Raw genomic sequence first — 16366 nt, 5'->3', positions numbered from 1 at the left:
ATGATCGGTACTCGATAAGAGAGCGGTTAACTGACAAACTGATGATACGCCTTCGGCGCTTAATGTTGGTATGCTCAACACGGCGCTAAATGGTTGCTATTGATCAAATTTAGAAACTTTCAAATTACCAATGATTCAACGACAAATGTATAATCCTTTGGAAATTAATGAGTTCACTGGTGATTGAAATGTCTGATGATGGATCTAAAAGTAGCAACGTCGCTGATATTGCTAACGCTGTGGCAGCAGTAGCTAAAGAAGTGCCAGTTTATCAAGATGCCCTTCAGCCAGCAGCTCAGGAGGTTGGAAAAGCGCTTGGGACTGTTGCTAAACTCGTAAATGTTGCCTTAGCCCCGGTCAGTGCTTTGGTTTGGGGATACGATCAAATTCGTGAGTTTACTGCGACTAAGGTAGCTGAAAAACTCAAGGGTGTTCCCCCTGAAAAAATTGTCACACCTTCCCCAAATGTTGCGGGACCTGCGATTGAGGCATTGCGATATACAGGACATGAGGAATCATTGAGTGAAATGTATGCTTCGTTGCTAGCCACTGCAATGAATAAGGATACAATAGAAAAAGCTCACCCTGCATTTGTCGATATCATCAAACAATTGACTCCCGATGAAGCAAAAATTGTTCGTGGGTTTGCTGCTAGGGGGACACCAAATCCAATTCTTTCTATTTTAGCCAGCCAGCCAGGCACTCCAATGGCTAATGGGCATACAACTATATTTAGGCATTTTTCCCAAATTGGAGAAAGGGCTGGTTGTGAACATTTGCAGCTTGTACCGGCTTATTTAGATAATTTAATCAGAATGGGATTATGTGAGATACCGAGTGGCTGGTCATTTACAGATAAAGAATTGTACTCACCTCTTATCGAACACCCCCAAATTATTGCTTTACGTGATGCGTGCAAGAGAGCGGGGCGAGAGACAGAATGTAGAGAATTGGCGTTACATGTTACCGATTTTGGGCATCAATTTGCATTAGCGTGTTGTCCTCCAATAGTTGTCAGTATGCAGGCTGCCACATCTTGAAAAATAATAATTAATGTCCAGACGACACACTCTCGTTTAAAACTATGGGGCCTTATTGATAGGCCTCTTTACTTTTCGTTATCAAACGTCCTCACACTGGGGCAATGCTTGCTGCTCGTTCTGTAAACAAAATCGTAGATGGAATTGGAATAGCGGCACAGCATCCCGGTGGTGGTCTCAGTCTGTTCAGTCAATTGCATGGTGATTTTTCCTGCATGAGCCGCCAGCGGCAGCAGAGTCAGCACACTAAGTAAGGTTCTCTTCATCATTATCTCTTGTTGGCTGAAGTCGCATTTTTCCACGCAGCCGGGATTTGCTCCCATCGCTGACGATACTTTGCTTTAACAAGTGGAGAGGGATGATCTGATTGTGCAACATCAAAACCACGAGCCTTTAAACCTTTTTTTGCTTTCTGGGCCTGTTTGCCTACTAATACTATGGTTTTTAGATTGGGTAACAATGGAAGTAGTCCATCCAACAGTTCGATGCCGTCGAGGACATGGAAGCCCTTAAATGCTCTCTTGTTATCCCATGCAGGAATAGTATTCCATAACAGCGTTCGCTTTCTATCCAGACCTATACTCTGCATAACGCAGAAGATTGCTTTGGCTGTGTCATCGTTATTATCACGTGAGATAAAACCGGAACCACCATTTCTATAGTCAGTTTTAGGGCCTGGTTTCTCTAAGAGAAAAATGAATTCGGCGTTGATACCTCCATCCAGAGGATCGAAGTCAGGGACGAATACACCATTACCCAGCCTTTCACGTAGGCTTTCAGCATACGCGGTCAGCGGCAGCATATGAGGAGCCGTCAGTAAGCTTTTCCTGGCGAGTACATTTGGCGCATATCCTAGCGATTTAGGTTCTGTCGGAAAAATTAATTCATTAAGCACAAGCGCCCCCGCAGGTATCCGTCTCTAGTCGTTCCAGTTTATATCCTCCTGCTTAAAATATCGCTGTCGCTCTATTTGATCTGCTAGACCGACAATCTCACCCGTCAATAATTCCTTGTCTTCTTGCTGAAATATCAGACATCCCTGCCGCATTTGTTCAGATCGATAATTTGTTAAAAAACGGGCCTATTTAACATAATGTACGTTATATACACCAGGTGATCAGCACTCATGACCTAATTAGGCTGTAAGCCTTATTTAGTGAAGTTTTCTTGTGAAAAGGCGATAAAACCGAGTGCATAAACACTGCATAAAAGAGGCCTGTTTTTGCATAGGATTTTTACTGCCTCTGACGTCTGTTTTTTGATGTTTTCCCACAAGAAAGGGGTTGGATAGGCTCAGCATTATTTCATGCTTGTGAAGTGCAGCCTGAGCCACAATAATGGATGTATTCACCCGGTTTCACCACCAGACAACCCACCACCAACAGGCGATATCCTCCTGGTGCCGTCGCCATCATGAAGTACTTTCCCCATACAATCGGAAACAGGCTCACCAATAGCCCCGTATGCTTTAACAGAAGCCTGTAGCGGCGTTATCTCCACACAATCGTGACTTGGCTCACCGATAGAACAGCGCCCCACTGAGAGGCTATCACAGGCCTATAAATGGAGGGTTTTCAGTTGTTTTTACGAAGAAACTTTATTTTTTCGGTATGGAAGGGTGGATCGGTGATTGTGTTTAGCCACACCCTGAGTGACAGATTTGACGAGGCCGTGCCATTACTGGCTTTGTTGAGTATTCAACGCTGTAGCGCACCATAGATGCAGACCCTTGATTTCTACGCATAGAGACCAAAACAGAGCAATTAACTACTATTAATGGGTATTTAAGGTGTATTTGATTTAATTTGTTTGCTTGATAGTCAAGATTGGAGATCATCCACCAAATTTTGACAGCAAACCAGTATGAGGTTGCCAATCTTCGGCCTGTAAGGAGAATGGGCGGGGAAGGTAAGGATTTCTCCTGCGGTAAGTGACGGCTCTTTGCGATTGAGCACTCCGCGCCCGTGGTCACCAGCGGGAAACCGTTGCGAGGTGTCTTCTGTCAGAGGAGAGGCCATTAGTAAAGGTTTTTAACTAACGTTAGTAAAGACTCTTAGCTAGCCATTAGTAAAGGTTCTTAGCCAACCATTAGCAAAGACTCTTAACCGTACTATATCACTTACTAGATCATCTCTAGATCACTACCTATATCAGTAAAGACATTAAGGTCAAAGTCTGGAATAGACATGCGTCTATTTTGTTGGTGGTGTTGATGTATGTAGACAGGCTTCGCCTGTTTACACATGTGTGGGAGACAAGCCGCGAGGCGCGTCAGTCAATGTGGATCGAGCACGGCGCAGAGGAGCTTTAAACGCGACGTAACTCCCCCCTTGGAGGGGCAGTGCTCCCCCTCAGACTTCACAGGAGGCTCACAGAGCGCATCAGACACGCTACACGGTATTTAAACGGTAGAGATAACCCATAGGTACTGCCTACGGCTTGGAATCGCTTAGAACGCGTCATGGGCGATTTGTGTAACCATCAATTATTTCCCACCTAAAATAAGAATGCAATATATATAATTAAATTCAGCACGAATTGCTAATGATATTGTATGTTGCTTTATGGAATTATGCGGCCCAGCCAAAATGTTGCTAGCACATTTTTATATGTGATGCAACAAAAAACTTGACAAAAAGTGTGATTTATGACATAATATATTCATACCTTGAGAAAAGGAAACATTAAAACAACATAGGAGATTAGATGACAAAACCAGTCCTGTTCGACTTTTCGAACGCTACCGCCTCAGAGATTGTCTCTGCAATCGACAACAAAATCACTTCGTTAGTAAATCTTCGCAGTTTCAGAACCCGCGTTGGCGGCTCCAAGAAAGCAGATAAACTATACCCGGCAACTCGTGAAGCTATGAATATCATCAAAAGTCTGCGCCAGCAGGCTAAGAATGCAAAAATCATCCGGGATATTCTTAAACCATACTCAGCAGAGTTGGCAAAAGGCCGTGATGTTATGGAAATCATTGAACCAGTGCTTTCTGCCTGGCGTGTCTATTACGCCTCTCATGGCATCGGTCTAATGAATGAGCAGATCCTTCTGCTTAAGATGATTGAATCTGGCGGTGAACTCGAAGGCATTATCGGAAAAGCCATTCCCGAACTGACCACAACCGAATAACCATTCTCTGCTTTACTCCGTTGGCAGCAACGCCACCAAACGAAATCGCCGTAAACACGGCTCCTTACCCCCTGATCGCCATCATGATCGCAGGGGCGTACCCGCATATCTGACGTACAGGAGAAAAGATGCATGAACATTTCATTCCCGGATGACACCTACCGCACATTGCTGAAAGAGGCGAACCACCGCGACATGCCAATGGCAAAATTATGTAGTGAACTGCTGCAAACAGCGGCAAAAATCATTGAAAAGAATAAAACAGATAACCAGCGAGGATACAATGACAACCGAGACAGTAGTAACTAATCAGCCAGACGAACAGGACGGCACTTTTGATCGCAATTACACCGAGGTTAAGCGCCTGAAAGTATTGATTGCCGACGATGGAACTAAAATCCCGTTCAGCGCGAACATGAAAGTAGTCTATGCATACCTCTACACCTTCCAGACGAACAAAGAGCGCAGAAACTACCCTGAGCCAATCCATCCCAATATGGAAATAATCGCATGGGAAAACGGCATTACGAAACCTACTGCGCAGAAAGCGGTAGATGATCTAATGCGAGCCGGGGTGTTGATAAAAGATCAAGTTCAGGTTGGCAGCGGGTTTAAGTCAAACAATTATGTTGTGCTGAAACCCTCTGAAGTAGTTGCGCGTGGTATTACCCCACCCCATCCAAATGCATCTAAATATTCAACTACCGGGGAGAGCGGTAAGAATGAACAAAAACCTTTCGTGGAGGAACCTGCCGCGCCTGCTGCTGGAAAATCAAACGGCGTACCTGTTGTGGATATTCCTGTCGATGCTGATGTACCTGCCAATGATGATGCGGTGAACGCTTCTACTCAGTACACCGATGAACAACTACGGACCAAGCTGAGAAAATGGCGCAACTGGGAACTTGATGACGAGGCACGGGCATTCTGTTTGTCATATGGTATAGAGGACAATACTGACAATATGAAGCTGTTCATCCAACGTTATCAGATGCCTATGCCGAAATCTGGACTTGTGCAAGATGATTTCTCAGAGGAACCTATACCATTCTGATTCTGGAGGATTGAATTGTGTGAGCAAGTAACTGGTGACAGCCAGACCGCTAACTGTTTTCAGACCGAACAAAACGATAACCTAAAACGTCTTTTCAAAAACCGTCGACGCGATGAATCAGTTGTTAAAACCGCAAAGACTCTTCTTGTGCACGGATATGCTCCCGGTAGAGTTGCCCTAATCCTCAGACTCGATCCTGAATTTGTTGGTGAATTAGCTAAGACCTGGAATCCACGTTTCCGAAGAGTGAAACATACCAGCCAGCACGCAACCGGGGTCACTGTACGTCAGTATTTCGAATCCGGCGCGATGCTCGAAAACATCTGTGTTGATCTGCAATTGCCGCTGTTTACAGTTGTGCGTTACCTGTCTAATGAAAGTATCCCACGCGCTGAGATTATGGCTCGTTTCCCGGAGGAAACTGATCCGTTGGTTATTGAGTACAGAAAAACTCTCAGCCGTCACGCACATCGCAAGCAGAAAGCGGGTTAACGGTTGCCGTTAATCGCCCTGCGATGAATTAGGCCGCTATAGCACCGAAGGTGTCTCGCATTTGCGAGAGTGCTTCGCACCATGACACTTAGCGGTGAATCATGGATTCATCACTAAGTGATCGGATTATTAACACGCAATACCCTATCTCGAATACCTACAGCTGATCCCCGTGTTGGCAATGGTCGCCCATCGCCATCGCCCATTGTCTGTTGTCCGGGATTGGCTTGTTTCATAATTTGCTTTGGAGACACCACCAATGACACTGGACAGTATTAAAAATGCTCTGTTTGCAGCGATTCACGGTATGACACCGGAAGAGTATACCCTACAGAAGGCGCGGGAAAACCTCGCAAGCGTCACCTCTGAATTTCTGAGGAAAAATCCTGAATATCTCCGAGGGAGATTTGCCGAAGGCAAACCCGATAACGGGTTGGAACAACTTAAAGCTCCTACAAACTCACCAGTTAATAAAGCGACTGATAAAAAAAGCAACAAAACAAAAATTATCAAGATGTTGGGGGCTGATGCTGGAGTTTTCAAACCTCATGATATCGATCCTGATGCGCTCGAAAGAGCAAAGGTCGCTTGTCGAAGACTGGTCGCTGATGATCCGGAACGTTACGGGCATATTATTAAACCACTGGGGGTGGAATGACTGCGAATAAGATTGTTACCAGCACCGTTAATGAAATCTCATGGGTTACAGACGAGGCATCATATCAAAAGGCCAAAAAGAAGATAATTTCTCTTAAGGCTGCTTATGAAAAGCCTGCTAAAGCGCTGGAGGCAGCGAAGAAACGTACTGCCCAGAGTGAAGGCAAGGCTGCTTTAGGAGCGGCTAAAGCCCATACAACAAGAATAAAGCAGCAACAGCGTCTGGTTGCAGAGCAACAAAAACAGGCACAAGTGCAGGCAAAAATTGCCAATCAGGAACTGGCCCACAATAAAAAAATGGCGGCATTGTCTGCGAAGAATGCAGCCCACCAGACGCTGACTCAGGATGAGGCCCGTGCACGTCAGGACCTCCGTCTGAGCCGTATCAGTGAGAGGATTCGGGCAGCGGCAGCCAGTCGTGCGGTAATGTACAACCCCAATATAGGAGGCGCAGCACCAGAGCCGGGATTAGCAACAGCACAGACAGCAGCCATGAACCGGGGCCATAAACGGATCTCCGATGATATTGTAGCCGCGAAACGCCTTATTGCTGTTGAAGAGAAACGCGAAGCGGCATTAAAGCGGGAGGTCGTTTATTACAATGCTCTTCGCAAATCGGCCTTAACCCTGGCTAATGTAAACGGGGCTGATATAGCAACACGGTATAAGGCGATCAGTGCTGCAAAAGAAGCTCTAAAAGCCCAGAAAGAAGAGCGCTACACGGTAGAAGAGACCCGCTTCGAAATGGCCCGTATAACCTCAGAATTACGCAAGCAGGCTCGACTGCAACAGCGTATCACCAAAGAACAGAAAGCCGCTGGCATTCGTGCTGGTCGTGTTCGTACTGAGGGGCTGACAGGGCGTGGTATTGGTGGTGGGATTGTTGCCGGAGGTGCAATAGGTGGAGCAACACTGATCGGCAGCATGGGGGTTGCCCGTGTTGGTCAGACGCTTCAGGGAAGCCTTGAGCGCTCTCGTGATATTAAAAAACTAGAGCAATATGGTCTGGGGCAATTAGAGTTCGCAGCTATCCAGGATTTAGCTATGAGCAGGGCGGGTTATTCGCTACGCGCTGATAAACTGGCTGATCTGAACAAGGATACGACAGAAAAAGCCGGAGAATTGCTGAATACCGGTTCTTTCAAACGCAACAAGAAGACAGGTGAAGTAACTTTCTCTGGCGGTGGTGAGTTTGCCGATATCATTAATAACGTGTTGAAATCCACTAACGGGAACCAGAAGGTAGCCCAGAAAGTGATTGGCGAGATTCAGACCATGAACTTTCCTGAATTCATACTGTACCTGAAACAGTTGCAGAAAACATTCAAATGGACTGATAACGCAGTTCGTCACCTCTCTGAGGCAGTTAATGATGGTTCGGTCTTCCTCGAAGTATTCAATGATGAAGGGCATGGGGTTATTGACCGCATGCGTCAACTGGCCTCTGAGGGTTGGACCTTGTCTGATGCACAGCAGTCCAATCTCGACAAACTGGCAGAATTAGGTGCTGAGTACAACCGAGTGCAAACCAGCCTCGCTGACCACTTCAGCGCCTCATTCGTTGAGGGGCTGGGACAATATGCTACCAATACGGACACTCTACGACAGAGCATGACGGGCCTTATCCCTATCGCTGACAATCTTGGACAGTCGTTAGGTGAGTTGACCACCAACATCTTAGCCTGGGCCAGCAGCATTGGTGAAGAGCTAAGGAAGGGGTCAACGTTACCGGATGCCGTTTACAACACCACAGTAGACGAGGGAGGCAATGCAGCCGCCGAGTGGGTAAAAGATAATCTGGGTTTCGACCCTCGCACCATAGGCCAGACCCTTAAGCAGATTTACCCGTGGCTTGACAGCTCTTCGCCTAACAATATTGGCACAGGCACTGCCTGGGACGGGTTAGCGTTGAATGTTCCAGGCCTGAACTATCAGGGCCAGCAATCGCAACCATTACTAAAACCGACATTCTCAATCCCCACAATTGCGGATACTGCAACACGCGGCCCGATTCCGGTTAGTGTTACGGGGACAGCAGACCTCAGCCTGCACCAGGATGTTGACATCAATATCAATGATGGGGCTGTGAAAGGTCTTATTGATGCAAAAATCCGAGAGAATAATGTTTATAACACAAACCTCATTCTCGGGGTTCCCAAATAACGTTGTCAGATTTAACGGCAACCATCTGATTTTCCGTCAATATCGCCAAGTCTTTGTTGCTAAAGGTGATTATTGATGGTAAAATAGTTACATGAGGAATTACTACTGCCAATTGTTTTCCCTCTCCTTGTTATATCAAAGCGGCTGCGTTCACCACGCGGCCCTTTTCTAAATACAGCCAATAATCCGCAACCTCTGGTCACTATGTGATGAATCCATGATTCACCGCCGGATGATCGACTCTCACGGGAAGGTTTTAGCCAGCCGCTGGTTGTATTGCAGAAAAGCAAGAAGTATCAGCATCCAGATTTCTCCGATCCCGGATCGGGGTTTGCCAAAGTCCCGTCCTCCTCGTCGGGCTGTCACGTTGGACACTAAACAACATCAGGTGGCAACGTTTTTGGGTCTCCTTGCCCATCTTTGGAGCGTTGCCACCTCCTCATTCCTGCCCGCAATTAGCGGGTGCTAAAACCTTATTCGAAAGGCTGGCCCTGTCGCCGTTTACGGCTCAAGCAGGCGCTGGCCTTTTGTTTACATAGCTATGTGAAATTTAACGGGAGTTAATTATATGAAAATGGGAACAACAGAACGTTCTTACAATTCGGTGATCGCGTATGCAGTCGATCCAAACTTTGACCGCAAGACAATTACTGTCGATTTGGCAGTAGAAGTTCAGCCGGGTAGCTGCATTACCAGTGCTGGGGCTGCATATGTCTCTGGGGATGATTGCCTGCTGGTTCTTAGCCACCACAGGGCGGCAGATGATGCTCATGTCATCGTTGCTGATCGCGGTGTGTACATCAAACAGGACACCATCATTGCTGTTATGGGTGCGACCGCTGGCGCTAATGCTGTTGCAGCACTAACTAAAACAGGCGCAATCCGTACCAGCGCACCGGACACAGAATAATAAGGAGAAAAACAAATGGGATTATCAACCAATTTCAGCTTTGCTGATTACACCAACACTTTTGTAAACGTGGAAGCAAAGAATACACTGCTCTCAACGCTTAACGTTTTCAGTGACCGCCAGACTTCCATGAGTCCAAAGGTGAGCCTTGATATCATTGATGAAGTTGCCCAGAAGGTGGCAAGCTCTGTCAATCGTTATGGTTCCGAGTGGTCAGCTATTCCCAAGCGTAGTGCCAGCAATCACCTGATTGAAGCGCCGCTTTATGCTTATCAGGACCGTATTACTGCTGCTGACGTGCAACCTTACCGAAAACCAGGTTCAAACCTGCAAATGTCTGTGATGGACGCTGTGACAGCCTCTGCTCTCGCAATGCATGATAAGTACATGCGTACCAGGGAAAAGATTTTCGCTGACGCACTTTTCCGAAATACTGTTGAAGCAACTTACACCCAGCAACCGATTATTTCGTGGGAAGATGAATTTGGTTACCAACAGGCGACCGGAACTATCAAAACCAACGTTAGCTCTGGTGACCCGCTTCGCAGCCTGGATGACGCTGTGACCGCTGCTAAAGTGCGGATGGGTGGTCTGGCTGGTCAGCTTGATGGTTTTATCCTGTTTGCTGGTAGCAATGTTTATCGTGGCATCAAATATCACCCTGATATCCGTCAGAATGTTCAATTTGGTGTGCTTGATCGCGATGTACTATTTAACAAAGAAGTGCTTCCGGCATTCTCAACATTCATCATCGAGAATGTTCGCGTAGTGGAAGTCACTGATCAGGCACTTTATGGAATTGGCCCGGATGAGTCCTTCCTGGTTCCACGTTTCAGCCGCCCACTGTCCTCTGAAATCGCATTACCTTTCGGTTATGTAGCAACAGCAACCAGCCGAAATCTTGATCTGGCCTTTGCTGATCCGGTTGATTTCCGTATCTGGAGTGTGCAGGACAAGTTTAAGAACGTTGAGCTATTCGCGGAAAGTTCAATTTTGCCTGTGGTGTACCGTCCAGACTTTGTGACCAAACTGACGAACGACGCAGTGTAAGACAGCGGATTTTGGGGCTGACCATTCTGCCCCACCGTGAAAAATAGCCCAACAGGGGCGAGGCAAAGAAGAGGAGATACACGGATACCCGTTACCGGGTTTGCCTGTGGCAAATCTCCAAAGGAGATATATATGAAATTAGCTTTGATCGGTACTGGCAATCTACCGCTGATGCAGTGGATTTTAGACGGTACGAATGATGACGCAATCATCAACATGTCAGCGCTGGCGCGTCGGCTTGGTTGTAGCCGCTCCAGCTTTCTTGACCGAATCAGCACACATGGTTTTGACAGTGCAGTGAAGCATTATCTGAACCTAAAAAGAAATAAGACGCTACAAGTATAAAAGCCGGGATTTCCCGGCTTTTTTCATTAACGCTTTTTGTTCGATTGAGAAACAACTGAACCAGCTAGCGTTTTGGTGGTCTCACTTGAGCGCGGATTTTTCAATGCCGCTGATGCTTTGGCTTCCATATCTGCACCAGTCTGGTTTTTTGTCCCTGCTTGGGACAGTACAGAACCCGCTAAACTTTTCTGAATCGCCGAGGCGTTTGGATTGTTAAGGATCTCTGCTGCCAGATGAGATACATCTTTAGACGACTGTTTACTATTAGCTGCCATTTAAACACCTATTCACAGTATGGATGATTGCATATATTGTATTTTATGCATCAATAAACACAATATGTAGTGTGTATGATAGAGGCGAAGCGGCAAGATAAGCAAGGTCAGAAAAATGTTTTTACTGGTTTTATGACCAGTGTCAATTGTTTGATTAACGACCATTTACGTAAGTCACTGGAAGCCGTTATAACGCTAAGGTAGTTACAAACTCGCTGTTATGGTGTTCACGGAGAAGCGAAATGGCAAATAACCTCTTTATCACTTACGACCTGATCAAGACAAAAGATTATCCGGCAGTGCATAAAGCCATCCAATCATTAGGTGGATGGGCAAAAGTTACTGAATCAAATTGGTATGTGAATTCAACCTATACCTCCTCACAAGCTATAGATATTGTGCGAAAAGCCATGGATGCGGACGATAAATTAATAGTGGTGGATGCAAGCAATAATGTCGCAAATTGGTACAACTTGTCACCAGAGGTCGCTAATTTTATTAAAGATCAATGGCGTAAGTGAGATAATGGGGGAGGAACTCCCCCAATACACTAAATGTCATAAGTAACTAATTCAACATACCTCGCTAACTCCTCCATGCCGCCGTATCTGGACTTCCAGTTGTAGTAGGTGGCTTCAGAGATACCGGCCTCCCGGCAGACATCTTTAACGGTTCGTCCGGCTTCAACCGATTTAATTACGGCAATGATCTGATGCTCAGTAAAACGGGCTTTACGCATAGCGATCTCCTTTGTTGGCAGAGTGATTATGCCGGCGGATCTCTAAATGTGAATGGCACGATTATGCGGGATACTTACAATGCGAGGAGTCTTTCAGCCAGGATGATATCCGATTTTTGCAAGTCCACCATCGCAATGGTCTGAAGAATGACAACAGAAGCTCAAATCTTGCCGTGCTTTGTATTGCCTGTCATGCACAGCAACCTGAACATGGACATCTTAAAGTTCACCCGGATTACAAACTGTTTATGGCAAACTAAAAGCGCTGACCTGGTTAGAAGCAGGTATTCATGTCCGGTATGATGTATTGCCGTCACGAAAGTATGTGCAGCTAAAATCATCTGGGGGCACAAAAGGGGCATTTATCTAGATGGAAATAATAAATATGTATATTTTCGATGTATAAATTAATTATGTTTAACTCCTATTAACGCACCATCTCAAATTTTTCCAAGTTTACCGAAATCAACTCAAAGCCCGTACACTGCGGTTTGTAACTTGTATCTTATCTCCTCGAATGAAAAGACTCCATTAGGGGTTGTAGTATGTTGGCCAGGTAGAATATTGATATGAAGGAGAAAACGTTGCTACAGAAGATGTTACTACTGAATGGCCATCTGCTTCCCAATGCTTTATATATTTTGTGAGTAGAAACATTAACAGTTTTTTAATCTTATTAAGGTTGTATAAACATATAACTTATATAGATTTTCTATTATAGCTTTAACGGATTTCGAAAAGAACAGGGCTTTGAGTACATAGACGTCTGAGCGTATTATCTTTAGTTTGTTTTCAACTAAATGTTTATGAGGCGTAACTAATATGTTACGCCTCATTGGTTCATAGAAGTGGAAACGGTTTATCCTTTATGTCCACTTTCCATTTCTCTATTAAAAAATATTCTTATTCGCTATTTTTTCGTTTCCACTAGATTGATGTTCATCATCATTCACAGGCGTGGTTTCTTTTATCGATATATTAGATATGAAACCATCTACTCCAGGTGTAATGTTAAATACAACTTCAAAGTTATTAATCGGGGTGTTTGAGTTAAAGCACTGGTCATGGAAAATGACACCATCACCTGCATTTTTTATATCATTAGAAATGAATCTGTTAGTTCCATTGTTTGAAGTTACTTCTAAGTGAAAATTGCTGCTTATTGAACCATTGGCACTAATACAATATTCCCCTTTAGGAAGGTTGATGTATGGACCATATATTATCGTGGGTTCGCTTTTTTTAATTTTTATCATACCTGCTTTTAATGTTGCGCCCTTCATTTGCATTGAGTTTAATGGCAGCAAGTTAACCACAATATCTTCATCAAGATTCGATTTCACACCGTGACTGATTTGTAAGTCTTTAAGTTTAATGCTCTCTCCACTTTTAAATTTATAAATATGTCCAACGTTTGAATTATCACCAACCCATAAGCATAACATGTTGTTATTATCATTTTGATAATCCCTAAAATAATTACATTTGCTAATGTAGATTATGTTGTCACCTTCAGTAGTGCTTGAACTAAAGTCAGCAGAGAAATCTCCTATATATTTGACATTTCCTTCTTTAGATAGAAGTGTTTTCTTGTTGCTATTTATAGATATTCTATTCCCATATATGCTGTAGTAGTCCTTATCGAAATAAATAACATCATTATCTTTTTCAAACCAGAGGTCTTGAACTGATGATAAGACGCTGGACATCTCATCTTTGCTGAAGTTAACTAATCTGTTTTCACTGTTATTGAATAGACTTACACCATATCCTAATGTGTCATCTCCGCCAAGCAAATGAAGTAATGTGGCACCAATATCTACAGTTGAACCTAAGGTATCAATTTGCTCTGGGTTTAAATCAGGGCTAAAAAACATAACATTATTTTCTCTGCTTACTTTTTCTAAGTAAGAACTGATATCATTGGATATAAATGCTGTGTGATCAGACATAATAACCAAGATCGTATCTTTATAGTACTTGCTTTCCATTATCTTTTTTGCCAGTTTTGATATGAGATGATCATCACAATATACTGATTTAAGATAAGGATGTTTTAACGCCATCAGAGGGAAGTCTAAATTAGAACATGAGTTGGATAAAGAACCATCTGGACCATGGGTATCAAGAGTTAAACCTGAAAGCATAAAATGCTTACCTGATTCTGAAAGACTGATATATTTTTTAAAAAATTCGTCTAATAATATATCGTCTTTCACTCCCCAGCCTGACATATCATTAGATGTAAACTTATCATTAAAATAAGAATAGTCATATATATCAGCATAGCCATGACTTAGAAGAAAATCACTTTTTCCTCCAAATTTTGAATCAGCGCCACCCATATATACTACCTGGTACCCATTGTCCTTCAATAAATCACCAAGGCAATAAGCACCTGGAATAAAGTTCAATCCTGCAAAATCTTTTCCATGATCACTTTTTAAACCATTATCGTTAAATGAATAGTTTACAATGAGTGGTGTTCCACATTGTGAACTCACCATTCCTGCCACCGTCCAATTCCCTCCGGTAATAGTCTTTATATTAGAAAAGTCTACAGAATGTTCTCTAAGTTTATTGATATTGGGAGTCATACCTGGAAATGCGGAATCATTGGAATATGCTCTTTCAAAGCTTTCGATGTAAAGAAGGACAACGTTCTTTTTATTGTTGATTTCTTTATTAGCATGTTGGTAGTTATTTTCACTTTTTGTATGTAATATCTTATATGTGTTTTTTAAGTCACTCATTAATGGGTTGGAGACAATACATAGAAAGCACAGAATATATGTTGTGGCTGAGTTTATATTTCTTTTTATTTTACGTTGAATGTAAAATGCAACTCCCCATGTAGCCAGATATACTACTATGTAGGAAAAATAAGAGGAGAATTGCCCTAGACTTACACCGCTCATACTGGTCTTGAAAAAATAAATGGCAGAGAAGCCAAAACCATCACCAGATATAGCATTGCATATAAACCAAAATAAAAGGAGAGTCGAGGCAATAAATGAAAATATCGTTGCTTTAACATCTCTTGTCAGGAAGATGGAAAATAATATGGATGATATTGCGCACATTAAACTAAAAATAAACATATATACTCTGTTGTAAAATTATAGAAAATGTATCTTATGATTATACAGTATTGCGTAAAGCAACTCATCACAAAAAGCGTAACTTGCTCGAAAAAGGATGTGGTTTGTGATGTTTACAACCTATTGGGAGTTATTCTAATTAGAAAGAGCCTAAAGATTCCAGCAATATCCTCCCACTATGCAGCGCATAGCGCTTGCTGATAACGAGCAGCTATCACTGTCTCCGCCGCGGGAATCCATCAGAATTCGAAAGAGTGTCGATAAATGGGTCGCAGGCTCATGATTGCGAAATACGGGACTGGATAGTTCAACGCAGCCTGAGCGACTTTCTGTCAAAACATACATCGCTCCAGACAAAACGGTGGGGTCGAAATAAAGCATTCGCCCCGGCCTGCTTTCTGTTCCCAAAGGGGAACCATTATGGACTTCACCAGGATTAACGGTAATGGCATTCCCCACATCCCCTTCAACCCTACCGCACCCACTCATAGACACCTGAGCACCACGATCGATTAAGCCAATGCCGAACTAATCATGAGTATGACGCCCAAACCGGAAGGATGTATCGGCAGATACTGCATGGACACCTGTCATCCCACATCGAAGGTGGCGAAACGTTCTTTCTGCATCGACTAAAGGTCGGGGTGATGGGTTATCGATACATCCTCTGAGTATATCTACTCAGAGGCTTATTGTGCACAGAAAACCCCCAGCTAGGCTGGGGGTTCCGGAAAGCTTTCAGCTTTGGGCCAGTTATTAAAACCCCTTTTGATTTGTTAAAACACCTTGCGGTCTGGCAACTGCAAGGGTTAAACAAGAAATCAAAAGGGGGTCCCAATGGGGGACGAAAAGAGCTTAGCGCACACCCGATGGAACTGTAAATATCACATAGTTTTTGCGCCCAAATACCGAAGACAAGCATTCTACGGGGAGAAACGTAGGGCGATAGGCAGCATCTTAAGAAAGCTGTGTGAGTGGAAAAACGTGCGGATCCTGGAAGCGGAATGCTGTGCAGATCATATCCATATGCTTGTGGAAATCCCGCCCAAAATGAGCGTATCCGGTTTTATGGGTTATCTGAAAGGTAAAAGCAGTCTGATGTTGTATGAGCAGTTTGGTGATATGAAGTTTAAATACAGGAACAGGGAGTTCTGGTGTCGTGGGTATTACGTAGATACGGTGGGTAAGAACACAGCAAGGATACAGGAATACATAAAGCACCAGCTTGCAGAGGATAAAATGGGCGAGCAGTTATCGATCCCTTATCCGGGTAGCCCGTTTACGGGCCGTAAGTAACGAAGTCTGATGCAAATGTCAGATCGTATGCGCCTGTTAGGGCGCGGCTGGTAACAGAGCCTTATAGGCGCATCAGAAAAACCTCCGGCTATGCCGGAGGATATTTATT

General features: G+C 44.0%; 17 protein-coding genes and 1 pseudogene. 12 read left to right on the top strand and 6 right to left on the bottom strand.

Annotated features, from left to right (window positions below; translation table 11 throughout):
• The first annotated feature begins 167 nt into the window (after nucleotides 1–167).
• The gene (locus OGY08_RS22315; RefSeq protein ID WP_241177068.1) at nucleotides 168–1040 is read left to right on the top strand and encodes a DUF4393 domain-containing protein; all 873 of its coding nucleotides are present in this window, start codon (nucleotides 168–170) and stop codon (nucleotides 1038–1040) included.
• Nucleotides 1041–1108: 68 nt separating this feature from the next.
• Here OGY08_RS22315 and OGY08_RS22310 read toward each other — a convergent pair whose 3' ends face one another.
• Entirely contained in the window at nucleotides 1109–1309 is a 201-nt protein-coding gene (locus OGY08_RS22310; RefSeq protein ID WP_339328822.1) for a hypothetical protein, read from the bottom strand.
• Nucleotides 1309–1935: a uracil-DNA glycosylase gene (locus OGY08_RS22305; protein ID WP_125363738.1), complete on the bottom strand. Its 627-nt coding sequence runs from the start codon at nucleotides 1933–1935 to the stop codon at nucleotides 1309–1311. The genes OGY08_RS22310 and OGY08_RS22305 overlap by 1 nt, the downstream gene beginning before the upstream one ends.
• A gap of 1811 nt (nucleotides 1936–3746) precedes the next feature.
• Here OGY08_RS22305 and OGY08_RS22300 point away from each other — a divergent pair.
• The 9 genes from OGY08_RS22300 to OGY08_RS22260 all read left to right on the top strand — a co-directional run bounded on the left by OGY08_RS22300 (nucleotide 3747) and on the right by OGY08_RS22260 (nucleotide 10846).
• A complete protein-coding gene (locus OGY08_RS22300) occupies nucleotides 3747–4175 on the top strand; it encodes a hypothetical protein (RefSeq protein ID WP_075145116.1) in 429 nt (142 codons plus the stop codon).
• A 132-nt stretch (nucleotides 4176–4307) separates the two neighbouring features.
• Nucleotides 4308–4484 (top strand): hypothetical protein, encoded by a 177-nt coding sequence (locus OGY08_RS22295; RefSeq protein ID WP_185757637.1) that lies wholly within the window; start codon nucleotides 4308–4310, stop codon nucleotides 4482–4484.
• Nucleotides 4459–5229 carry a hypothetical protein gene (locus OGY08_RS22290; RefSeq protein ID WP_185757638.1) on the top strand — a complete coding sequence of 257 codons (771 nt, stop codon included), beginning with the start codon at nucleotides 4459–4461 and terminating at the stop codon, nucleotides 5227–5229. The genes OGY08_RS22295 and OGY08_RS22290 overlap by 26 nt, the downstream gene beginning before the upstream one ends.
• A gap of 15 nt (nucleotides 5230–5244) precedes the next feature.
• Complete coding sequence (locus OGY08_RS22285; protein WP_075145114.1) at nucleotides 5245–5721, top strand: hypothetical protein; 477 nt, start codon at nucleotides 5245–5247, stop codon at nucleotides 5719–5721.
• A 259-nt stretch (nucleotides 5722–5980) separates the two neighbouring features.
• Entirely contained in the window at nucleotides 5981–6379 is a 399-nt protein-coding gene (locus OGY08_RS22280; protein WP_125363739.1) for a phospholipase D-like domain-containing protein, read from the top strand.
• A complete protein-coding gene (locus OGY08_RS22275; protein WP_125363740.1) occupies nucleotides 6376–8541 on the top strand; it encodes a chemotaxis protein in 2166 nt (721 codons plus the stop codon). Before OGY08_RS22280 ends, OGY08_RS22275 begins: the two co-directional genes overlap by 4 nt.
• A 568-nt stretch (nucleotides 8542–9109) precedes the next feature.
• Nucleotides 9110–9451: a hypothetical protein gene (locus OGY08_RS22270; protein ID WP_075145111.1), complete on the top strand. Its 342-nt coding sequence runs from the start codon at nucleotides 9110–9112 to the stop codon at nucleotides 9449–9451.
• 15 nt (nucleotides 9452–9466) lie between these two features.
• Complete coding sequence (locus OGY08_RS22265; protein ID WP_125363741.1) at nucleotides 9467–10501, top strand: major capsid protein; 1035 nt, start codon at nucleotides 9467–9469, stop codon at nucleotides 10499–10501.
• A 132-nt stretch (nucleotides 10502–10633) separates the two neighbouring features.
• The gene (locus OGY08_RS22260; RefSeq protein WP_125363742.1) at nucleotides 10634–10846 is read left to right on the top strand and encodes a hypothetical protein; all 213 of its coding nucleotides are present in this window, start codon (nucleotides 10634–10636) and stop codon (nucleotides 10844–10846) included.
• Between the two features lie 26 nt (nucleotides 10847–10872).
• On the opposite strand, the gene OGY08_RS22255 is transcribed toward OGY08_RS22260, so the two are convergent.
• Nucleotides 10873–11121, bottom strand: a complete 249-nt coding sequence (locus OGY08_RS22255) for a hypothetical protein (RefSeq protein WP_125363743.1) — start codon at nucleotides 11119–11121, stop codon at nucleotides 10873–10875.
• A 242-nt stretch (nucleotides 11122–11363) separates the two neighbouring features.
• Here OGY08_RS22255 and OGY08_RS22250 point away from each other — a divergent pair, with 242 nt between their 5' ends.
• Nucleotides 11364–11642, top strand: a complete 279-nt coding sequence (locus OGY08_RS22250; protein ID WP_125363744.1) for a hypothetical protein — start codon at nucleotides 11364–11366, stop codon at nucleotides 11640–11642.
• A gap of 71 nt (nucleotides 11643–11713) precedes the next feature.
• Here OGY08_RS22250 and OGY08_RS22245 read toward each other — a convergent pair.
• The 3 genes and pseudogenes from OGY08_RS22245 to OGY08_RS22235 form a co-directional block, all read right to left on the bottom strand.
• Nucleotides 11714–11860, bottom strand: a pseudogene (locus OGY08_RS22245) (transposase); the annotation flags it as partial.
• Nucleotides 11861–12750: 890 nt separating this feature from the next.
• On the bottom strand, nucleotides 12751–14961 hold the full coding sequence (locus OGY08_RS22240; protein WP_125363745.1) for a sulfatase-like hydrolase/transferase: 2211 nt from the start codon (nucleotides 14959–14961) through the stop codon (nucleotides 12751–12753).
• A gap of 150 nt (nucleotides 14962–15111) precedes the next feature.
• A complete protein-coding gene (locus OGY08_RS22235) occupies nucleotides 15112–15483 on the bottom strand; it encodes an AraC family ligand binding domain-containing protein (RefSeq protein ID WP_286566635.1) in 372 nt (123 codons plus the stop codon).
• 315 nt (nucleotides 15484–15798) lie between these two features.
• On the opposite strand from OGY08_RS22235, the gene tnpA reads away from it, so the two are divergent.
• Nucleotides 15799–16257: an IS200/IS605 family transposase gene (tnpA, locus tag OGY08_RS22230; RefSeq protein WP_057069660.1), complete on the top strand. Its 459-nt coding sequence runs from the start codon at nucleotides 15799–15801 to the stop codon at nucleotides 16255–16257.
• The last annotated feature ends 109 nt before the right edge of the window (nucleotides 16258–16366 follow it).

The organism is Citrobacter sp. Cpo069 (assembly GCF_030332785.1).
Classification (GTDB): domain Bacteria; phylum Pseudomonadota; class Gammaproteobacteria; order Enterobacterales; family Enterobacteriaceae; genus Citrobacter; species Citrobacter portucalensis.
Note: the sequence above shows the minus strand (reverse complement) of the source record. Positions and strands in the feature narration are given on the sequence as shown.